Origin of the sequence: Rufibacter sp. DG15C, assembly GCF_001577755.1 — a bacterium.
Lineage (GTDB): Bacteria > Bacteroidota > Bacteroidia > Cytophagales > Hymenobacteraceae > Nibribacter.
Map to the genome: position 1 here is coordinate 1,014,604 of NZ_CP010776.1, position 18,692 is coordinate 1,033,295.

At 49.2% G+C, this 18,692-nt stretch carries 17 protein-coding genes; 11 read left to right on the plus strand and 6 right to left on the minus strand.

What is annotated here, in order from left to right:
- Positions 1–19 precede the first annotated feature (19 nt).
- Both prmA and TH61_RS17775 read right to left on the minus strand, forming a co-directional pair.
- Positions 20–889, minus strand: coding sequence for a 50S ribosomal protein L11 methyltransferase (gene prmA, locus TH61_RS04215; protein ID WP_231862299.1), 870 nt, complete (start codon positions 887–889; stop codon positions 20–22).
- 172 nt (positions 890–1,061) lie between these two features.
- Entirely contained in the window at positions 1,062–1,214 is a 153-nt protein-coding gene (locus TH61_RS17775) for a 30S ribosomal protein THX (protein WP_071887774.1), read from the minus strand.
- A gap of 275 nt (positions 1,215–1,489) precedes the next feature.
- Between TH61_RS17775 and uvrA the strand changes: the two genes are divergently transcribed.
- The 3 genes from uvrA to tpiA all read left to right on the plus strand — a co-directional run bounded on the left by uvrA (position 1,490) and on the right by tpiA (position 6,045).
- Positions 1,490–4,312 carry an excinuclease ABC subunit UvrA gene (gene uvrA / locus TH61_RS04220; RefSeq protein WP_197464092.1) on the plus strand — a complete coding sequence of 941 codons (2,823 nt, stop codon included), beginning with the start codon at positions 1,490–1,492 and terminating at the stop codon, positions 4,310–4,312.
- A 148-nt stretch (positions 4,313–4,460) separates the two neighbouring features.
- Entirely contained in the window at positions 4,461–5,090 is a 630-nt protein-coding gene (locus TH61_RS04225; RefSeq protein ID WP_066506243.1) for a hypothetical protein, read from the plus strand.
- Positions 5,091–5,280: 190 nt separating this feature from the next.
- Complete coding sequence (tpiA, locus tag TH61_RS04230) at positions 5,281–6,045, plus strand: triose-phosphate isomerase (RefSeq protein WP_066506246.1); 765 nt, start codon at positions 5,281–5,283, stop codon at positions 6,043–6,045.
- A gap of 145 nt (positions 6,046–6,190) precedes the next feature.
- On the opposite strand, the gene TH61_RS04235 is transcribed toward tpiA, so the two are convergent.
- Positions 6,191–7,456, minus strand: a complete 1,266-nt coding sequence (locus TH61_RS04235) for an MFS transporter (RefSeq protein ID WP_231862300.1) — start codon at positions 7,454–7,456, stop codon at positions 6,191–6,193.
- A gap of 181 nt (positions 7,457–7,637) precedes the next feature.
- On the opposite strand from TH61_RS04235, the gene TH61_RS04240 reads away from it, so the two are divergent.
- Entirely contained in the window at positions 7,638–8,072 is a 435-nt protein-coding gene (locus TH61_RS04240; RefSeq protein ID WP_066506249.1) for a hypothetical protein, read from the plus strand.
- Positions 8,073–8,210: 138 nt separating this feature from the next.
- Here TH61_RS04240 and TH61_RS04245 read toward each other — a convergent pair whose 3' ends face one another.
- Positions 8,211–9,866: a peptide MFS transporter gene (locus TH61_RS04245; RefSeq protein ID WP_066506254.1), complete on the minus strand. Its 1,656-nt coding sequence runs from the start codon at positions 9,864–9,866 to the stop codon at positions 8,211–8,213.
- Between the two features lie 202 nt (positions 9,867–10,068).
- Here TH61_RS04245 and TH61_RS04250 point away from each other — a divergent pair, with 202 nt between their 5' ends.
- The gene (locus tag TH61_RS04250; protein WP_066506257.1) at positions 10,069–10,464 is read left to right on the plus strand and encodes a group III truncated hemoglobin; all 396 of its coding nucleotides are present in this window, start codon (positions 10,069–10,071) and stop codon (positions 10,462–10,464) included.
- A gap of 485 nt (positions 10,465–10,949) precedes the next feature.
- On the opposite strand, the gene TH61_RS04255 is transcribed toward TH61_RS04250, so the two are convergent.
- Positions 10,950–11,357 (minus strand): YidH family protein, encoded by a 408-nt coding sequence (locus TH61_RS04255; RefSeq protein ID WP_066506260.1) that lies wholly within the window; start codon positions 11,355–11,357, stop codon positions 10,950–10,952.
- Positions 11,358–11,538: 181 nt separating this feature from the next.
- Here TH61_RS04255 and TH61_RS04260 point away from each other — a divergent pair, with 181 nt between their 5' ends.
- The 6 genes from TH61_RS04260 to TH61_RS04285 all read left to right on the plus strand — a co-directional run bounded on the left by TH61_RS04260 (position 11,539) and on the right by TH61_RS04285 (position 15,799).
- Positions 11,539–12,177 (plus strand): DUF6799 domain-containing protein, encoded by a 639-nt coding sequence (locus TH61_RS04260; protein WP_066506263.1) that lies wholly within the window; start codon positions 11,539–11,541, stop codon positions 12,175–12,177.
- A 287-nt stretch (positions 12,178–12,464) separates the two neighbouring features.
- Positions 12,465–13,064 (plus strand): RNA polymerase sigma factor, encoded by a 600-nt coding sequence (locus TH61_RS04265; RefSeq protein ID WP_066506265.1) that lies wholly within the window; start codon positions 12,465–12,467, stop codon positions 13,062–13,064.
- Entirely contained in the window at positions 13,039–13,269 is a 231-nt protein-coding gene (locus TH61_RS04270) for a hypothetical protein (RefSeq protein WP_066506268.1), read from the plus strand. Before TH61_RS04265 ends, TH61_RS04270 begins: the two co-directional genes overlap by 26 nt.
- Before the next feature lie 194 nt (positions 13,270–13,463).
- Positions 13,464–14,141, plus strand: coding sequence for an endonuclease III (nth, locus tag TH61_RS04275; RefSeq protein WP_066506271.1), 678 nt, complete (start codon positions 13,464–13,466; stop codon positions 14,139–14,141).
- Positions 14,142–14,546: 405 nt separating this feature from the next.
- Positions 14,547–15,056 carry an RNA polymerase sigma factor gene (locus TH61_RS04280; RefSeq protein ID WP_066506272.1) on the plus strand — a complete coding sequence of 170 codons (510 nt, stop codon included), beginning with the start codon at positions 14,547–14,549 and terminating at the stop codon, positions 15,054–15,056.
- A gap of 29 nt (positions 15,057–15,085) precedes the next feature.
- Positions 15,086–15,799, plus strand: a complete 714-nt coding sequence (locus TH61_RS04285) for a tol-pal system YbgF family protein (RefSeq protein WP_066506273.1) — start codon at positions 15,086–15,088, stop codon at positions 15,797–15,799.
- Here TH61_RS04285 and TH61_RS04290 read toward each other — a convergent pair.
- The gene (locus tag TH61_RS04290) at positions 15,779–18,673 is read right to left on the minus strand and encodes a CHAT domain-containing protein (RefSeq protein ID WP_157600548.1); all 2,895 of its coding nucleotides are present in this window, start codon (positions 18,671–18,673) and stop codon (positions 15,779–15,781) included. The two genes, TH61_RS04285 and TH61_RS04290, sit on opposite strands and share 21 nt — an antisense overlap.
- Between the last annotated feature and the right edge of the window lie 19 nt (positions 18,674–18,692).

The following is an 18,692-nucleotide window of genomic DNA, read 5'->3' on the forward strand; positions in this document are numbered from 1 at the left end:
AAGAGAAAATAGGGGTTGATTAATCGTTCTTCCGGAAAATGGCGGAAACCCAATTGTTCTTGGTGCGCGAGGTCTCAAACGAGAGATTGCATTCTGCTGCTTTCTCTTGCAACATAGGCAAATCCTCTGTGTAGAAGCCACTTAATACCAACGGTCCTTGCGCTTTCAATAGTTCACTGTATATAGGCATGTCCTCTAGCAGGACGTTGCGGTTGATATTAGCTAGGATGATGTCAAAAGGCGCCTCTCCCGCCAGAACAGATGCATCTCCCAGGCGTACTTCCAGGGTTTTACAGGCATTGCGCTCGGCGTTTTCCTTGGCGTTTTCTACGGTCCAGTCTTCAATGTCCACGGCCAGTACTTCGCGGGCGCCCAGCTGCTCGGCCATGATAGCCAGGATGCCGGTGCCGCAGCCCATGTCCAATACGCGCATGCCTACGTGATTGAGGGTCAGTTGGTTCTCAATCATTAACGTGGTGGTTTCATGGTGGCCCGTCCCGAACGACATCTTAGGCGTGATCACAATGTCATACTGCACGCCCTCTGGCTTGGGGTGGAAATCTGCCCGCACAGACACTTGGTTGCTGATGAGCAAAGGTTCAAAGTTCTTTTCCCATTCCTCGTTCCAGTTCTGCTTGGCAATGCGCTTCACCTCATAAGGAAAGCTGGCGGCAAAGCTGTAGCGCTCCACCACTTCCTGCAGGGCTTCTTCAGAGAATTGGTCCTCTGGGGCATAAGCCTGAAAGCCGGTCTCGGTTTCCTGGAAGGTGTCATAGCCCAGTTCGCCTAGTTCTGCGATGAGGATGTCTGTGTAGTCTGGGGAGCTGGTAAACGTTACTTCAATATAATCCATGTAGAGTCCTGTAAAATAGACCACTAAGGTCTTCATTAGTAGAATTAACGAAGATACGGCTTATCCTCGTCTGTTTTTGGCTTATTTTCTGAAAAATAAGCCAAAAACGATTTGCAGCCCGCTTTCCTGTGAACAATTCAAAGACACTGTAACAGAAGAGCCCGCCCCTTTTGCAGGGGGCGGGCTCTTTCTTGCTTAAAACAGGTGCTTACTCAGCGGTGGCAACTGGGGCTTTGGGCTCTTTCTTGCCGCCTAGCTTGGCTTCTTTGGTCAATTCGTTTTTGGCCTTTTTAGGACGGCTGTTGCCAAATGAGCCATTGCTGATCTTTCCTTTTTTGCTTTTGATATCTCCTCTTCCCATGATGGTAGTGTTTAATTATAAGTGAAACATGATGTAACAAGTACTCTCTTATGAGAAACTGGTCTAGAAAGTTACAAAGTACGCAGAATAAGCACAAGTTTCTGGTTTCGTTTTTGGCTTGATTTCTAGAAAACAGACCAAAAACGCAGACAAGCGCGACTCTTCTAAATGCCAATGCGTATGTCTACCTTTGCGGTTTAGTCTCAGGCTGTTTAATTGCCGGTAAACAGAATTATTCTGCCGCGGTTCATGTTCTAGAGAGGCTATAAATTCTTATGACAGAAGATCTCATCCAAGACTCAGAAATAGACGCACTAGATGCCCGCGAGAACATCATCATCAAGCGGGCCCGCGTTCATAATTTAAAGAACCTGAGCGTGGCCCTGCCGCGCAACCAGTTCATTGTGGTGACCGGCCTTTCGGGGTCTGGCAAATCCTCCCTGGCGTTTGACACCCTCTACGCCGAAGGCCAGCGCATGTACGTGGAGAGCCTTAGCTCCTACGCCCGCCAGTTCCTAGGCCGCATGGACAAGCCCGACGTGGACTACATTAGGGGCATCAGCCCGGCCATTGCCATTGAGCAGAAGGTAAGCATTAGAAACAACCGCTCCACTGTGGGCACCAGCACCGAGATTTACGACTACCTCAAGCTGTTGTACGCCCGCATTGGCAAGACCATTTCGCCGGTGTCTGGCCAAGAGGTGAAGAAGGACACCGTGTCCAGCGTGGTGGATAATCTCATGACGCTGCCCAACGACACGCGCATCATGATTCTGGCCCCATTGCAGCAGACCAAAGACCGCAAGCTCAGCAAAGAACTGGACCTGCTCCTACAGAAAGGCTATTCCAGGGTTTTATTGAACGGCGAGGCCTTCTTTATTGAGGAACTCATTGGCGATGACAAGCCAGAACCGAAGGGCGATGTCTTTGTACTTATTGACCGCACCGTCATCAAGCAAGACGAGGAGGACGAAAGCCTGCAGATGCGCCTGGCGGACTCGGTGCAGACGGCGTTCTATGAAGGCCATGACGAATGCCACGTTCGCATAGGTGACGAGACCCGCGTTTTCTCCAACCGCTTTGAGCTGGACGGAATGGTGTTTGAGGAGCCCAACGTCAATTTCTTCAGCTTCAATAACCCCTACGGCGCCTGCCAGACCTGCGAAGGCTGGGGAAGCGTCCTCGGCATTGACCCAGACCTGGTCATCCCAGACAAAAGCCTCACGGTCTTTGAAGGAGCCATCGCGCCCTGGCGCACCGAAAAGCAGAACGAGTGGCTACAGCCCTTGGTCAAAAACGGCATCCGGTTTGATTTCCCTATTCATAGACCTTACAATGAGCTCACCGAGGAACAGCAGGAACTCCTATGGAAGGGGAACAAGTACTTCGGGGGCCTGACAGATTTCTTCAAGCATATCTCGGGGCAGACGCACAAGATTCAGTACCGCGTATTGTTGTCCCGCTACCGCGGCCGCACGGTTTGTCCAGACTGTAAGGGCTCACGCCTGCGCAAAGACGCCGGCTACGTGAAGGTAGATGGCAAGAGCATCACAGACTTGGTCTTGATGCCCGTGACCAAAACGCTGGAGTTCTTCCAAACCCTGCAGCTAAGCGAACACGACCAAGCCATTGCCGATAGACTGGTGACCGAAGTCACCAACCGCTTAAGCTATTTGACGCGTGTAGGTTTGGGTTACCTAACCTTGAATAGACTATCTAATACCTTGTCGGGTGGCGAGAGCCAGCGCATCAACCTGGCCACGTCTTTGGGTAGTGCTTTGGTGGGTTCCATGTACATTCTGGATGAGCCCAGCATTGGCCTGCACCCTAAAGATGCCGACCAACTCATTGGCGTACTCCGCTCCCTGCAAGAAATGGGCAATACCGTGATTGTGGTGGAGCACGAAGAAGGCATGATGGAAGTAGCCGACCAGGTTTTGGACATTGGCCCGGAGGCCGGTTCTGGCGGCGGAAATCTCATGTTCCAAGGCACGTTCCAAGACTTGCTGAAGAGCGATACCTACACGGGTCGTTACTTGAGTGGACGCATGGAAGTACCGGTTCCGGCGCAACGTCGTCCTTGGCGCAACAGCGTGGAGGTGCACGGCGCACGGGAGAACAACCTCAAAAACGTAAGCGCGAAGTTCCCGCTGAACGTGATGACGGTGGTGACGGGCGTGAGCGGCTCGGGCAAGTCTACTTTAATAAAAAAGATTCTGGCGCCGGCGCTTATCAAATCCTTGGGCGGGCACGCAGATGCCACGGGTAAGTTTGACAAACTCTCTGGCGACATGAACCGCGTGGCCCACGTGGAGTTTGTGGACCAGAACCCCATTGGTAAGTCGTCGCGTTCCAACCCGGTGACCTACGTGAAGGCCTATGACGCCATTCGGACCATGTACGCCGACCAAGCCTTGGCCAAAGCGCGCGGGTTCAAGCCATCGCACTTCTCCTTCAACATTGAAGGTGGCCGCTGCGAGGTCTGCCAAGGAGAAGGCCAGGTGAAGATTGAGATGCAATTCATGGCCGATATCTACCTGACCTGCGAGGCCTGCGAAGGCCAGAAGTTCAAGCAAGACATCCTGGATATCACCTACCGCGAGCGCAACATCTCTCAGGTCTTGGACATGACCATTGACGACAGCTTGATTTTCTTTGAAGACCAGCCTAAGATTTTGGAGAAACTGAAGCCGTTGCAAGACGTGGGCTTAGGTTACATTCGTCTAGGTCAGTCCAGCAATACCTTGTCGGGTGGCGAGGCGCAACGGGTAAAACTGGCGTCTTTCCTGACCAAAGGCGCCACGCCGCATAACGGCAACATCCTGTTCATCTTTGATGAGCCCAGCACGGGTCTGCACTTCCATGACATCAGCAAGCTCTTAACCGCCCTGAATGCTCTGGTAGAAAACGGCAACACCGTCCTCATCATTGAGCACAACATGGACATCATTAAATGCGCAGACTGGATTATTGACCTGGGCCCCGAAGGCGGTACCAACGGCGGTCACCTCCTCTTTGAAGGCATCCCAGAGGATTTGGCCAAATTGTCTGAGGAAAACCACACGGCTAAGTATTTGAAGCCGAAGTTGATTTCTTAATTCGTTTTCGGGCTGATTTCTGGAAAACAGCCCGAAAACGAAATTTCTTAAAAGGCCTGTGATGCTATAAAAGCGTCACAGGCCTTTTCTTTTTTAATGCAATTCAGATATTTATACCTAGAATAGACTTGCGCCTTAGCCTACTGTTATGTTTGAAAAAACGATTATTGACATTGAACTAGAAAAGAGAATTGCACTCAATAGAAAAGAAATCGAAACTAAGTTTCAAATCAGCTTTGATAAACTAGATTTTGCTTTGAGCCAGATAGCCGAAGGTGTAGCTTATTGTAATTTAACTAAATGGAAGGATGTAGAGGAGGTCTGGAACGTTGCTGGTTTTATAACCATGACTTATTATGATTTAAAAATTCTCCTAAAAGAATTGACGATCTCTGATAATGAGTGGAGAAAGAGATACTTCGCAAGACAAGCATGTTTATTAATTTATGAAGCTATTGAAGATGTTCCCAAACTTATAGGTCGTAAGTTCACAACCCAAATTGTCGCTTTATTATCAAAATCGGAAATTCATATTGAACAGCTAAGGCAGATAAAGCAAGCAATATCAGAATACAACAACAAGCATAAGCCCCTTCTGAGTAAGATAAGGCATTCATGTATTGCCCATAGGGAGCATAGAATGCTTGATCAAATTAAACTTATCAATCAGATTAGTTGGCAAACCATATTGCCTTTAGTAAGTGAATTTGATACTATTCTTTTTGACCTAGTCCAAACTTTAATGAATAAGAGTCAGTTGGAATTCAAAAAACAATAGATCCAAATTTCCTTTCAAAAAAGGTTTGTCTTTATAGTGATTGTTGTAAAATCAAGTGTATAAAGGAGACTTCCTGCCAAATCACTAACTTAGCACTTGAAGAGAGCAGGCCGTTTTTGGCCTGATTTCCAGAAAAGAACCTAAAAACGCCTTTGCGCAAAGAGGCGTTTCCATTCACACATAAGAAACTATGAGAAAGAACATTGTTGCCGGCAACTGGAAAATGAACAAGACTTACCAAGAGGCCTTGGCGCTGGTAAGTGAGATTGAGAACATGGTGCGCGACGAAGTCACTACAGACAACGTGGGTGTGATTGTCACGCCTCCGTTCCCGTTTTTGCAGTCTATTGGGAAGTTGATTCAAGGCAACAACCGCATTCATTTGGCCGCGCAGGATGTGAGCGCGCATGAGAGCGGCGCCTACACCGGCGAGGTCTCTGCGGCCATGCTCCAGTCAGTGGGCGTGGAGTACGTGCTGGTAGGCCACTCTGAGCGCCGCCAGTACCACCACGAGGATTCAGAGTTGCTGCTCAAGAAAATGAAAGCCGCTCTAGGCCAAGGCATCAAACCCATCTTCTGCTGCGGCGAGCCGTTGGAAGTGCGCGAGTCTGAAAAGCATTTTGAGTACGTAGGCCAGCAGCTGCGCGAGACCGTAGGGCATTTGAGTAACGAGGAGTTTGACCAGATTGTGATTGCCTATGAGCCCATCTGGGCCATCGGGACGGGACGCACGGCCAGCAGCCAACAAGCGCAGGACATGCACGCCTACATCAGAGAAGAATTGTCCCGTCTGTTTGACGCCGAGGCAGCTTATAACAAAACCATCTTGTACGGCGGCAGCGCCAACCCAGGAAACGCCAAAGAACTGTTCGCGCAGCCAGACGTGGACGGCGGCCTGATTGGCGGCGCCTCGTTAAAATCAAGAGACTTCACAGACATTATCAAGGCCTTTTAGGCCTCAGTCCTGAGTCGCGAGTTCTGAGTCTCGAGTCAACTAGTAATAAAATAGCCGCTTCTGTTCTGCAGAAGCGGCTGTTTCGTTTTTAGGCTGGTTCTTAGAAATCAGGACAAAAACGAGTATCGCTGTTTTTAAAGTAGTCTTATTTGAAACTAAGCTTTCGGAGTTGGTCCGCTTTCCAGGCGGTGAAGCTTACAATGAGAATCGTCATGGTTCCACCAAATACTACCGACGGCACCACGCCCATTAGTTTGGCGGCCAGACCAGACTCAAAAGAGCCTATCTCATTGCTGGAACCTACAAAGATGTTGTTCACTGAGGAGACGCGGCCTTTCATGTACTCCGGCGTGAACGTATGAATGAGTGTAGACCTGATAATCATAGAGACGCTGTCTAGTAAACCACTCAGCAGCAAAAGAATAAACGAAAGCCAGAACCAGTCAGACAGGCCAAACCCTATAATACACGCCCCGAAACCCGCCACACACCAGAGCATTTTCTTGCCCGCGCCTTTGGTGATGGGATGATGCGCCAGGTACACGGCCATCCCCACAGAGCCAATGGCTGGCGCTGAGCGCAAGGCACCCAGCCCCTGTGGGCCAATCTCCAGAATATCTGAGGCAAAAACTGGCAAGAGAATGACCGCGCCGCCAAACAAGACCGCAAACATATCCAGCGCCAGCGCACTTAAGATAATCTGGTTCCCGAACACAAACTTGAGGCCCGTCTGCAGGCTTTCCTTGATGTTGAGTTTAGGCCCTTGGCTTTCAGGAAGAGGCCTTCCGGCAATAAGGCCATAGAAAACAAGGGCTAACAATACCAGCGCCGCGTCCACGGAGAAGGCCAGGGTCACCCCGCCAAACGCATAGAGCAAACCTCCCAGCGCCGGACCCGCCACCGAGGCCGCCTGCCACGTAGTGCTGCTCCAAGAAATGGCATTAGAGTACAGGCTTTTGTCTTTGACCAACTGCGGCATGAAGGAGAACACCGCCGGCCCCATGAAACCACGCGCAATGCCGCTCAGGAAAATGATGCTGTAAATGGGCAGCGTGCCCCACATGCGCAAAAACTCGCCAATGCCCATTGTATACACCAGCAAGGCCAGAGAACAGAAAAGCAGCACGCTCAACACCGTAATGATGATGCGCTTACGGGGCACGATGTCCGCTACGTGCCCGGCGTACAAGGCCACGGTAATGGAAGGAACGGCCTCAGCTAAGCCAATCAAGCCCAGCGAGAAAGGGTCCTTGGTAATGTCATAGATTTGCCAACCCACTACCACTGCCTGTATTTGCATGGCCAGCGTGATGCAGAAACGAGCAGAGATGAACCGCCTGAACTCAGGCAAACGCAGCACCGCGTACGGGTCGTGCCGTTCAGGTATGGGGGAAGTAGAAGAAGTAGCCACAGTCAAAAAGTATTAGGCCGCAAAGCTACTGGTTTTTAAGGGTGTTGGAGTTATTTGCAGGACTGACTGAACCATTTTTAAACATAGGTGTTCCCTATATACCACTTGCTAATATTTTAAGGGGTGCCCGACCAAGTTTGCGTGTTTTGTTAGTAAGTTTACCCCCCATTACCAAAAGCCTATGTCTCCAGCATTTTTAGATGCCATTGCCCTCACCCATCGTCCAGACCTGGACGTGCTGTTCCTTCGTTGGCCACAGCCCGTTTATGCCATGACGCCGCGTGAGGTCTATATGCAAGTGTTGGAACTGGCCCAACAGACCAATGCCCGCTACTGGCTTTTTGACATTAGAAGCCGCGGCCCTTTATCAGAAACTGACATGGAATGGGTGAAACAGGTGTTCTATCCCGCCTTGCATGGGCAGATAGACCGCATTATTTATGTGGCTTACCTCATGACACCCGGCCACGCCGAAGACGCCGCTACCATTGCCCATGCCTCAGAATTAAGACAAAAGGAATGGTATGGCCAATCTGTAGATTTTGAAGGCTTCACCTCTGAGGTAGACGCTTTGCTCTGGCTGAAAAGATGCCAACTGGCTGAAGTGGTTGGCTAGAATTTCAAGAAATATTTTCCCGCTATAAAATAGAAGAGGCGCCTTACGTGTAAGGCGCCTCTTCTATTTTATACTACGTGTTGAACTTCCGTTTTTGGCCTGAATTCTAGAAAACAGCCCAAAAACGGAAGATTTACTTTACGCTTTATCGCCTGACGGATTCTCCATGATTTCCCTGAGCCACTTCAGCATGAGAACAAGTACAGCCGCCGCAGTGACCGTCACGGCAAAGTTCACCCAGAAGAAGTACTGCTTGTCATCATAGGTATCCCAGAGGCTGGCCAGAATCCCTGACAGCTTGTTGCCAATAGAAGTGGCCATAAACCAACCGCCCATCAACAAAGCCGTCAAGCGTGGCGGACTCACCTTTGACACCAGTGATAAGCCCATTGGGCTGAGGCAGAGTTCGCCAATGGTCACCACAAAATAGGTCCCTACCAGCCACAAACTGGAGACTTTGTCCTGGCCGTTGTTGCCTGCCCAAACGGCGCCTACCATCACCAATGTAGAGAGACCGGTGATGAACAAGCCCCAAGCCATTTTAGCAGGGGTGCTGGGCTCTTTGCCCTTTCTTCGCATAAAGCCCCAGAAGGAAACCACCAGCGGCGTCAAAATCACCACAAAGAACGGGTTGATGGACTGGAACAGCTCCGTAGAAATCAATGCGAGTGAACGCTCCTCTGTCGGCCATTCCTCTTTTGGCAGGTTGTTCACGTACGGGTCCAGGCCTTCTTTGGTGATGACTTTCCCGTCCGCATCGGTGCGGGTCCTGAACGCATTGTCAAAGTCTGGAACGGTCTTCACAGAGGCGTCAATGCTCTGCACCATGCCCAAGGAGGCAGCAGGTTTCTCTAAAGGCGCTGGCATGCTACGGTCCGTGTAATGTTCGGCCCAGATGGTGAGCGCGGTACCGTTCTGCTTGAACACCGCCCAGAACACAATCACCACCGCAAAGATGGACAGCAAGGCCGCAATAGGGCGCTTGTCTTCTTTAGAGGCCCTCGCCCACAAACTCACATAGAACAACACAATAGGAATAGACCCGAAGATGAACGCATCCGTAGAATCTGACCCAAACACGTTGCCCGGAATCAAGACCCAGCTCAACACGCCCACAATGGCCGCCGGAAAAATAACCGTACCCACAATCTTGAGCAGGGACATGTCATGGGGCTGCGCCGGTTTTCTAATGTCGGCGTGCTGGTGGGTTTTGTTGCCCAGCCAGAAGATGATGAGGCCAATGAACATACCAATACCGGCCGCCACAAAGGCAAAGCCCCAGCCATAGGTATTGCGCAGGTAGGCCGCCACAAAGTTGCAGATGAACGCGCCCACGTTAATGCCCATGTAGAAGATGTTGTATCCCGCGTCCTTCTGCGGAAGGTACTTTTCTTCTGTATACAAATTCCCCAGCAAGGTGGAGATGTTGGCTTTAAAGAATCCGTTCCCAATGATGATAAGGGCCAGGGAAAGGTAAAAGAAAGAATCACCGGGAATGCCCAGTCCGCAATAGCCCAAACCCATGAGCAAGCCGCCCAAAGTAATGGACAGGCGGTAACCCAGTACCCTGTCAGCGAGCAGGCCGCCAATGAACGGCGTCAGGAACACAAGCGCAATGAAGGTTCCGTAGATATCTGAGGCTTGATCTTTGGGCAGTCCCATACCGCCACTTTGGGCGTCTGTCATGTACAGGAAGAAGATACCAATCATGAGGTAGTAGCCGAAGCGTTCCCACATTTCTGCCAGGAAAAGGATGTACAACCCCTTAGGGTGTTTGGCGGTTGGTTGAGACATGTTGTTTGTTTGCTGTGGAATAAGCTTTGAAAATAGGTATTTCTACTGAGCTAGCCAACATTTCAAGCTGCACCATGGTCGTTTTTGACCTGTTTCCCAGAAAAGAAGCTAAAAACAAGGAAGAGTGATGAATGTCATTGGACGGCGTGGCACCATTCCCTAACCTTGCAGTGTTTTACAGACAGAACAGCCTTTGCTTACCATGACAGCGCCCACCAAACCAGACATCACCACCGAGGAAGACATTAAACGCTTGGTAGATACCTTCTATGACCATGTCAACCAGGACGAGCTGCTGGGGCCGGTGTTCAATGACTTCGCGAAAGTGGATTGGGACCACCACCTACCCAACATGTACAAATTCTGGAGCACGGTGCTATTTGGGTCCATGGCCTACAAAGGACAGCCGTTCCCCAAGCACATGGGCCTGCCCGTGGAGCGCACGCACTTCACCCGCTGGATTCACCTGTTCACCCAAACCATTGATGAGCTGTTCTCCGGAGAAATGGCCGAACAAGCCAAGCAGAAAGCCGTCAGCATTGCCAATATCTTCCAGATGAAGATGGGCCTCTGGGCCACGCCGCTCACAAAATCCTAAGCGGCTCAATGATGAGCGTTGATCTTTAAGAATCAAACAACTCGCATACCTTGAAAATACACTGAGCTAGCATTTAAAATGGCTCACCGTTATCAGCTTAATTTTCATGGAAGCGCCTGATGCAGTCTTTTGGTTGGGTCAGGCGTTTTTGTTTACACGGCAACTATAAGCTTTTTTATTAAAAGCGCGCTAAGCATAAAGTCTCATTGAAGGGAAGCGTTTTTGGCTTGAATTTCAGAAAACAGCCCAAAAGCGACAACACCCTTTAAAGGAAGGACCATAAAGCAAAAAGCGGACACCGTGGGGCATCCGCTTTCTGTTCAATTCTGTTTGGTCATTTGTAGAGAAAGTGCCCAAGGCTACTTTTCACGGGGGCAATCAAAAAAAAGAGAAATGGGCGGCTTGTCCTTTCAACATCACAATCTCCACAACACCGCACCATTTCCTACTATCTGGAATATCTTTATAAGTGCCCTAATTAAGGGTTATAAGTTCATCTTGATTTTTTCTTCTGCCTCTGCCTGGGCCTTTTCGGCTTTCAAGAGAGCCAGCATCTGCTTGGCCGGCACATAGGCATCACGTTTACGTTTGATAAGAGCGCGCTTTTTCACAAATTTGAGGTATCCCTTGTACCCAATGTACAGTCCCGCCGGGATTAAAATGCCGGCCAGCCACATGGAAATGTCTGACTTAAAAAACTGGTGCAGGGAGAACCCCGCTACAATGAGCGACAGCGCAGTGCGCATATAGGCTAAGAAGGTGCGCTCATTGGCGAAAGAGGTCCGCTCAATTGCTAGAGTATCCTTGATCTCTACATTGGCTTTCTCTTTAATTTTGAGGTCCCTCTTTACCTCGTCTTTAAACTCAGGGCTCATGTAAATGTTATATTCCATAGTATTCATTGTATACGCCCTATTTTATGCTTTGATGCGATGCACTATATAACTTTTTAAAGATATTTATAGACTATACATAACTTAATTTGGAATTATTGTAAATCCTTGCAAACCGTTCAAACTTTTTGACCAAAATGCAGGAAAATACGTCTAAACGTACGTCATACCATTGCTTACTATGAAACCATATTTTTTACTTGCCCTGCTGTTTGCCTGTTCGTTTTTGGGTCTATCCACTACTACCCAAGCCCAGACAACTCCCTCTAAGACAGACTCCTTGATTACGCGGGCCACCATCAAAGACAACACCATCTTCTGGAACCAGAACCGCCTGGTGCGTCATAGCCAAGGCAACCTGGAGGCCATAGATGAACCCGTAAAATACCCAAACGGCACGTCCATCTCACCAGAAGGAAAAGTGCGCCTGGCCAATGGCAAAACCTATACGTTGTCCATGAAACAGGCCATTAACCCGCAGGGCAACATTGTGCTGGTAGCCGATGACTTGTTCACCTACAATGCCATCCAAGAACAAGAGCGCCAGGTAGCCGGAGACACAGAGACCAAGATTGTGGTCATCAATGGGCAAATTTCTTCTATTAAGGAGTCTGGTAAAACCAACGCCACGCCTACGGGCATGCAGAAAAAAGTAGAGTTGACCCGCCAGCTGGTAGACTTGCTGGAGCAGCGCTCTAAACTGCTGGAGGCCAAACTGGCCGCCACAGAAAAGGACAAGACCGCTGCTCAGGTAAAAGGCCTGAACGCGCGCATTGCCTCCGTAGAGAGAGATCTGCAACGTTTAGGCGCTCAGCAATAAACCTATGATATTGAATATCAGGTTATTACCCTCATAAAAACATTTACATCAGTGGTATCCTTGAGGGAACCAGATTAAACTTTCAGGAAGAATTACCATCTTACTTCTGTTTTTCGGCTATTTTTGAGGAATTAGCCGGAAAACAGATTTTTTTTTGAATAAAAGAAAAGGACCCGTTGCTTTATCATAGCAGACTGTTTATATTTGATATATAAGTTATTCCCATCAATTCACGCTAACCTCACAATATGGCCTAAACCTCTACGTTACCTTACATGTAGATTTAGATGAATACAGTACAGCTCAACGATTCGGCGCTAGTGACGTCGTATATCGGTGGTAACGAGAGTGCGTTCGAGGAATTGGTGAACCGTCATAAAAGCAAGGTTTTCACCACCATTCTGCTTATTGTAAAAGACACCTACACAGCCGAAGACCTGCTGCAGGAAACGTTTGTGAAGGCCATTAACACCATGAAAAGTGGTCGTTACAATGAGGAAGGCAAATTTTCATCCTGGATCTGCCGTATCGCCCATAACATGGCCATTGACTATTTCCGGAAGGAGAAGCGAAGCCCTATGATCACCCTGGAAGACGGCAGCAATGTGTTTAACACGTTGAGCTTCTCTGAGGAGTCTGTAGAGACGGTTCGCATCAAAGAGGAAACCCATGCCCGCCTAAGAGAGCTGATTCAGCTCTTGCCGCCGGCCCAGAAAGAGGTGCTCATCATGCGCCACTACGCTGACATGAGTTTCCAGGAGATTGCAGAGGCTACCGGAGTTAGCATTAACACGGCATTGGGCAGAATGAGATACGCATTAATCAACTTGCGGAAAAAAATGTCCCTTGATAAATCAGCCTATGATCAAAACCTTTACTCAAAATGATCTAGTACAGTATCTTTACAACGAGTTGCCCACGCGGCAGCGCCTTTTACTGGAGGATGCCTTCATGGCAGACCAGGACCTGGCCGAAGACTGTGCAGATTTGCTTCTGGCCCACGCACGCCTACAAGAAGCCTACGCCCAGCCAAGTGACCGGGTCACCAACGCCATCCTGCAGTACTCCCAAAACCTGAGTTTGCATCCTTAATTGTACCAAATTTTAACAGCGAGGCCCTGTCTACTAAAATAGACAGGGCCTCGCTGTTTTCATGCTGTTCCAGCGTTGTGTTTGGCCAGCAGCAGCGCTTAAGGAGCACGGTGTTTTTTCGGTTTAGAAATGAATTCTGCAAGAAGTATCAAACCACAATTTGCCTAAGTTTGTATACAAGACATTTCAAACGTATGCGCAAGCCAGAACGGTACCGTCACCTTATCTCCTACTTTACAGAGCATTTCCCAGAGCCTGAGACCGAATTGGCCTACCGCACGCCTTATGAATTGCTCATTGCCGTGGTCTTGAGCGCCCAGTGCACAGACAAGCGCGTAAACCTAGTGACTCCTGCTTTGTTTGAGGTTTACCCTTCCGCTGAGGTATTGGCTACTGCCACTTCTGACGATATTTTCCCCTACATCAAAAGCATTTCTTACCCAAACAACAAAGCCAAGCACCTGGCAGGACTAGGCAAGATGCTGGTGGAACGTTTTGGTGGAGAGGTGCCTAGTACCATAGAAGAACTGCAGCAATTGCCGGGCGTGGGCAGGAAGACGGCCAATGTGATCTCCTCTGTAATTTTCAACATGCCGGCCATGGCCGTAGACACCCACGTGTTCAGGGTTTCTAAGCGATTGGGCTTGGTAAGCGCCACAGCCAAAACACCTTTAGAGGTAGAAAGAGAACTGCTACAATACATCCCAGAAGAGCTAGTACCCAAAGCGCATCATTGGCTGATTTTGCACGGCCGCTACATCTGCCTGGCCAGAACGCCGCAGTGTGAGCGCTGCCCTCTCACGCACTTCTGCGCCTATTTCCAGAAGAACTGGCCCAACAAACCAGATGATCCCCAAAACAAACTGGGATAGACACTTCGTTTTTGGCCTGTTTTCATAAAAACAGGCCAAAAACGAAGACTCCTTAACAGGCTTCCAAATTTTCATAAGTCTGCACTTTAAGCATTAGGGGATAAACCGTTAACCAACACTGCCTAATGCATTTTTATGCGTAGCCAGCCCTTTGTGAAAAATCCGTATTAATTACCAATTAATCGAGTTTTATACGTAGCAACATCCATTCTTATATTTTGTAAACTAGCAGTCACAAAACAAGCCTATTTTTCTTCTTCTCTACGTGCCTGCCTTCTCACTGAAAAAGCATGATTAGACGCTAGAAACGCAGGTAAAGCAAGCTATACCAAATTTAATTGAAAGGCATTGATACGAGGGGAAGAGAAAATTCTGAGCAGGCTTAGGTCTGGCGATGAAACATGTTTGCGCGACCTTTACCAGCAGCACCGTGATGATTTTGTAACCTGGGCTTGCCGACAGTACCAATTAGAGCAAGACGAAGCCAAGGATATCTTTCAGGTGACCATGATGGCATTTTATGAAAATGCCGCCTCTGGCAAACTCACCCACCTTTCTTGCGAGCTGAAGACCTATCTTTTTGCCATCGCCAAAAACCACATCCATAATTTTTTAAGAAATAAAGCGTCTGCCGCTAACTTTGTTGATGTTTCTGACATTAAGATACAAGACAACACACTAGAAGAAGCAGAGGCGCAGGATCACCAGAAAACGCTGGTGCACCAAGCCATTGCCCTTCTACCGCCAGACAGCAGAAAAGTACTAGAGCTGTACTACTTCCATGACTATGACATGGCTTCTATTGCCCGCGAGATGGGTTATAAGAATGAGAATGTAGCCAAAGTGAAAAAACTGCAATGTCTGCGCAAGCTGTCCGTTATTTTAAAAGAGAAAGTTGAACTGTTAAACATCTAGGCGCTGTGTGTTAGGCGCCTTTCCAGACATTGATAGAAGAAGAGGCCCACTACACCACTTTTGAAGCGTACCGCAGACAGCAGTTGCCTGCTCAAGAAAGACTTGCCTTTGAGCAGGAACTTGCGCAAGACCCTGCGCTTCGGCTTTTGTACCAAGAATACCTGAACTGGGTAGAAGCCATAAAAGCAGCCAAGCGCCAAGACCTGAAGGCAAAGCTCCAAACCTGGGACGCCCAGATGCCGCCAGTTGCCCAGAAACGAAACCCCATCTGGAAAATTGCCGCCAGCATTGTCTTGCTTATCACCCTTTCTGGGAGCTTCTTTCTCTATAAAGCATCACATACCCCTGCTTTTACGGACCAGAACTACGTAGAGGAGCCAGGACTGCCCGTATTGATGGGCTCTAGCCAGTCTTGGAGCCCATCCATGAATGCCTACAGGGCAGGCAATTATGCATTGGCCCTCCAGCAAATGCCCACCCAAGCTGGTGCAGACACTACCGCTTTCTTTAAAGGGCTGTTCTCTTTAAGACAACAACAGCCCGCTGTTGCGCTCACTCATTTCCAAGATGCCGCCTTGGCCAAATCTGCCTACGCAGAAAAAGCCAGCTACTACCGCGCCTATGCCTTTTGGCAGGCAGACAGAAAACAAGAGGCAAAAGCGGTATTTGAAGAAATAGCCCGAAATCCAAAACACACTTTCCAGAAAGAAGCGGCTCAGGTGCTAGCGTCTGGCTCTTTGTAAATAGACTTGTCGGCCTCCGTACGCCAATAACAGCACCAGATAGCTGATCAAAGATAGCTTCAGCCATTTGCCAAACGGAACAGAGGTTTCAAAGGCCTGATCCTGACCGTTCAACACCAATCCCGCCCAGTAGAAGGGATGCGCCTCTTCTGAGGTCCGTGCCTGGGCCAGGTAGTTGCGTTTGGCCATGGACAAGGCCACTGATTTATCTTCGCCGGCCAATATGCCTTTGTAAAAATCTTTGAGAAGCGCGGCTGTACTGCGGTCATCTACTTTCCAGAGCGTGGCCACGGTGCTTTGGGCACCAATAAACTTAAAGCTCCAGCTAAGGCTTTGCAGCTCAGCGCGGTTACGGTGGGTAGACACCCCAATGCCCGTTTCACAGGCACTTAGAATGGCCAGCGCCGGACGCAGATTCAACTCCATCAATTCCTCCAGGTACAATACCCCATCCTCGCTGCCGCTCTTGGACAACTGAAACTTAGAAAGCCCAGGTTCATCTGCGTTTGCTTCTGCGTGCGTGGCCAGGTGCAGGATTGAATACCGGTTGGCGTTCTGCTTAAAATACTCCTCCGTGGCCTTCTCATTAACCAAGAACGTGCCGGGCAGCGTGCCATTTAAGTGATGCAGCAGCGAGGCGGTGAATGGAAGCTGCAATGCCCCGGTCACCTGCTCTTTATCTGGCAGACCAAACGGCGCCATTGCCAACACCTTGGGTTCTTGATTTAGCCTGTTACCAGCGCTTCCCTTCCGGAGCACATACCAATACGCTGATGAATGGGCGTAGCTTATGTGGTATTGATGCAGCAGAAAAGGGTATTCCCTGAAATTTAGGTGTCGCACCGGTTTTGTCAAGAGTGTGGCAAATGGTATGCGCCAGTATTCGCTGTCTGGTAAGAAAATCAGTTTCTTGGTGTGAGGAGGAATATGACGCAGCAGCGGCTTGGCCAGGTCCTGGTAGACATGGTAGGCACTTTCTCTGTATTGCTCGCCTTGCCGTTGGGCCAAGGCTTGGTGCAAGGCGGGTATTCTGGCATGGAGCGTGGTGTCCATGTCATTCAATTTGATAAAGGCGACCTTCTCTTTGGTAATTATAAACGCAAACAGCTTATTGCGCTGCGGAGTGATGCCCTGGTCAAAATGCACAAGTTCTAGAAGCGCTTCGTCTGGGGCCAGTTCTTTTTGCAGCTGTTGCACCGTGGGCACGGTTTGAACGGGTAGATGAGCTACGGCTACTTTGTTTTTGGCCTGCACCTCTATTTGTGTCTTGGTACGCTGATAATCCTCCGGCACATTCTTAAAAGTAACCGTTTTGCCTAATTTAGGATACAGCGCTAATAAAGCCTTCTTCTCTTCCAACTCCTTCCAGCGCTCCTCCAGCTTTTGCCGTGCTATTTCCTGTAGAGTTGTCTTTTTATCCGAGGTGGCTTGGTGCTTTACTTCATTGTGCAGCAAGCTGTAGCCTTTAAACCGGTTGGCAATATCTAAGGCCTGCTGCATGTACCGGTCCTGGCCGGTGGTTTGGTAGAGTAGATAACTTGCGTTGATTCCCCACCCATATCCTTCAGACGCACCCTCATAGTCAATCCTGCCGGTATTGCCGGCCAAAGAGGTAGCCTCGCGTTTGGCCGCCTCTAAAAAGGAAATATACTGGACCACGTGCTGGTGGTAGGCCTTTAAATAAGCGACTTCCTTCTTGGCCTCATAGATCTTCAACAATGACTTAATCTTACCGGTCAAAAGCAACAAATACTCGCGCTGCGGGACGCCAACCGGTACTGGCGGAAGTTGGAGAGCATTGGTGATGTTTGCCTGTGGCATTAAGCGTTGCAATCCTTGGGAATAGAGTTGTAAACTGGTTTCCCAATCATCTTTTAGTTGCAAAAGAATGGCCTTGGTAGTTAAGGTGAGGGTGACACTGCCGGGGTGAACGCCTGTCTTTTCAAAAATACCAATCGCTTTGTCATAGTACCGATTAGCCGAAGCGAAGTATAGGTCTGCATCTTTCTGCAGGGCTGGCGCCAAGTCCTTTCTAAAGCCATACAGGTTGTTGTAGGAATTGCCCATGTTGTGGTACACCATGGCCGTAGCCGCTGTCTGATCACCTCTCCTATTTCTGTTGGCAATAAGGGCACTGTCATAGTAGGCCAAGGCTCCGTGCAGGTTACTGGGATAGTGTTTGCCTTCGCGGGTGTAACCGGCCAGGTCATACTTTTCCTCATGGATGGCATAGCCCAGCACGTTGTAATACAAGAAAGCCTCTTTGTGTTGCAGGTACTTAGGCTGGCGTCTTAGAATTTGTACCGCCTTCAGGGCATAGTCTACCGCAACATCTGCTTCGCCAATAAAGAATCTCCCCAATTGCCGGTAAGTTCTGGCGGTGTTGATATGCGTTGGACCGTACAACTCCAAGGCTAACTTATTGGCTTTCTTCCAATAGACTAACGCGGGGTCTATGACCAAGCGTTTGTAGTACAGCTCCCCCATCAGGTCATACCATTGCACCATCTGGCCACTTTTCTGACCAAAGCGGCGTTGAATCACTGGATGAGTCGTGTCTAAAATGGACTGGGCAGATTCAGGTGCGTTCAACCTAATGAGGCAGGCCGCCATGCCATGCTGGATGGTGACCCATTGCAAGGAGTCAAGCGCCTTCTCATATTCTAATGCTTGGTTGTATTTAAGGTAAGCCAGTACAAATTGCTGCACCAATCGGTCCTCCTCGGCAGAAGTGAGCAGGTGCTGTATTTTTTCCTTGGAAATAGGCGCCGATGCCTGTGCGTTGAGATGGAAAAGAAAACTGAATAGCCCAAGCCATAGACTTGCAAAAAGCCTGACAGTAATAGACTTGCGGGTAAAGGGTAGAAGAATCAAGCGCCAAGTGTACGTGTTC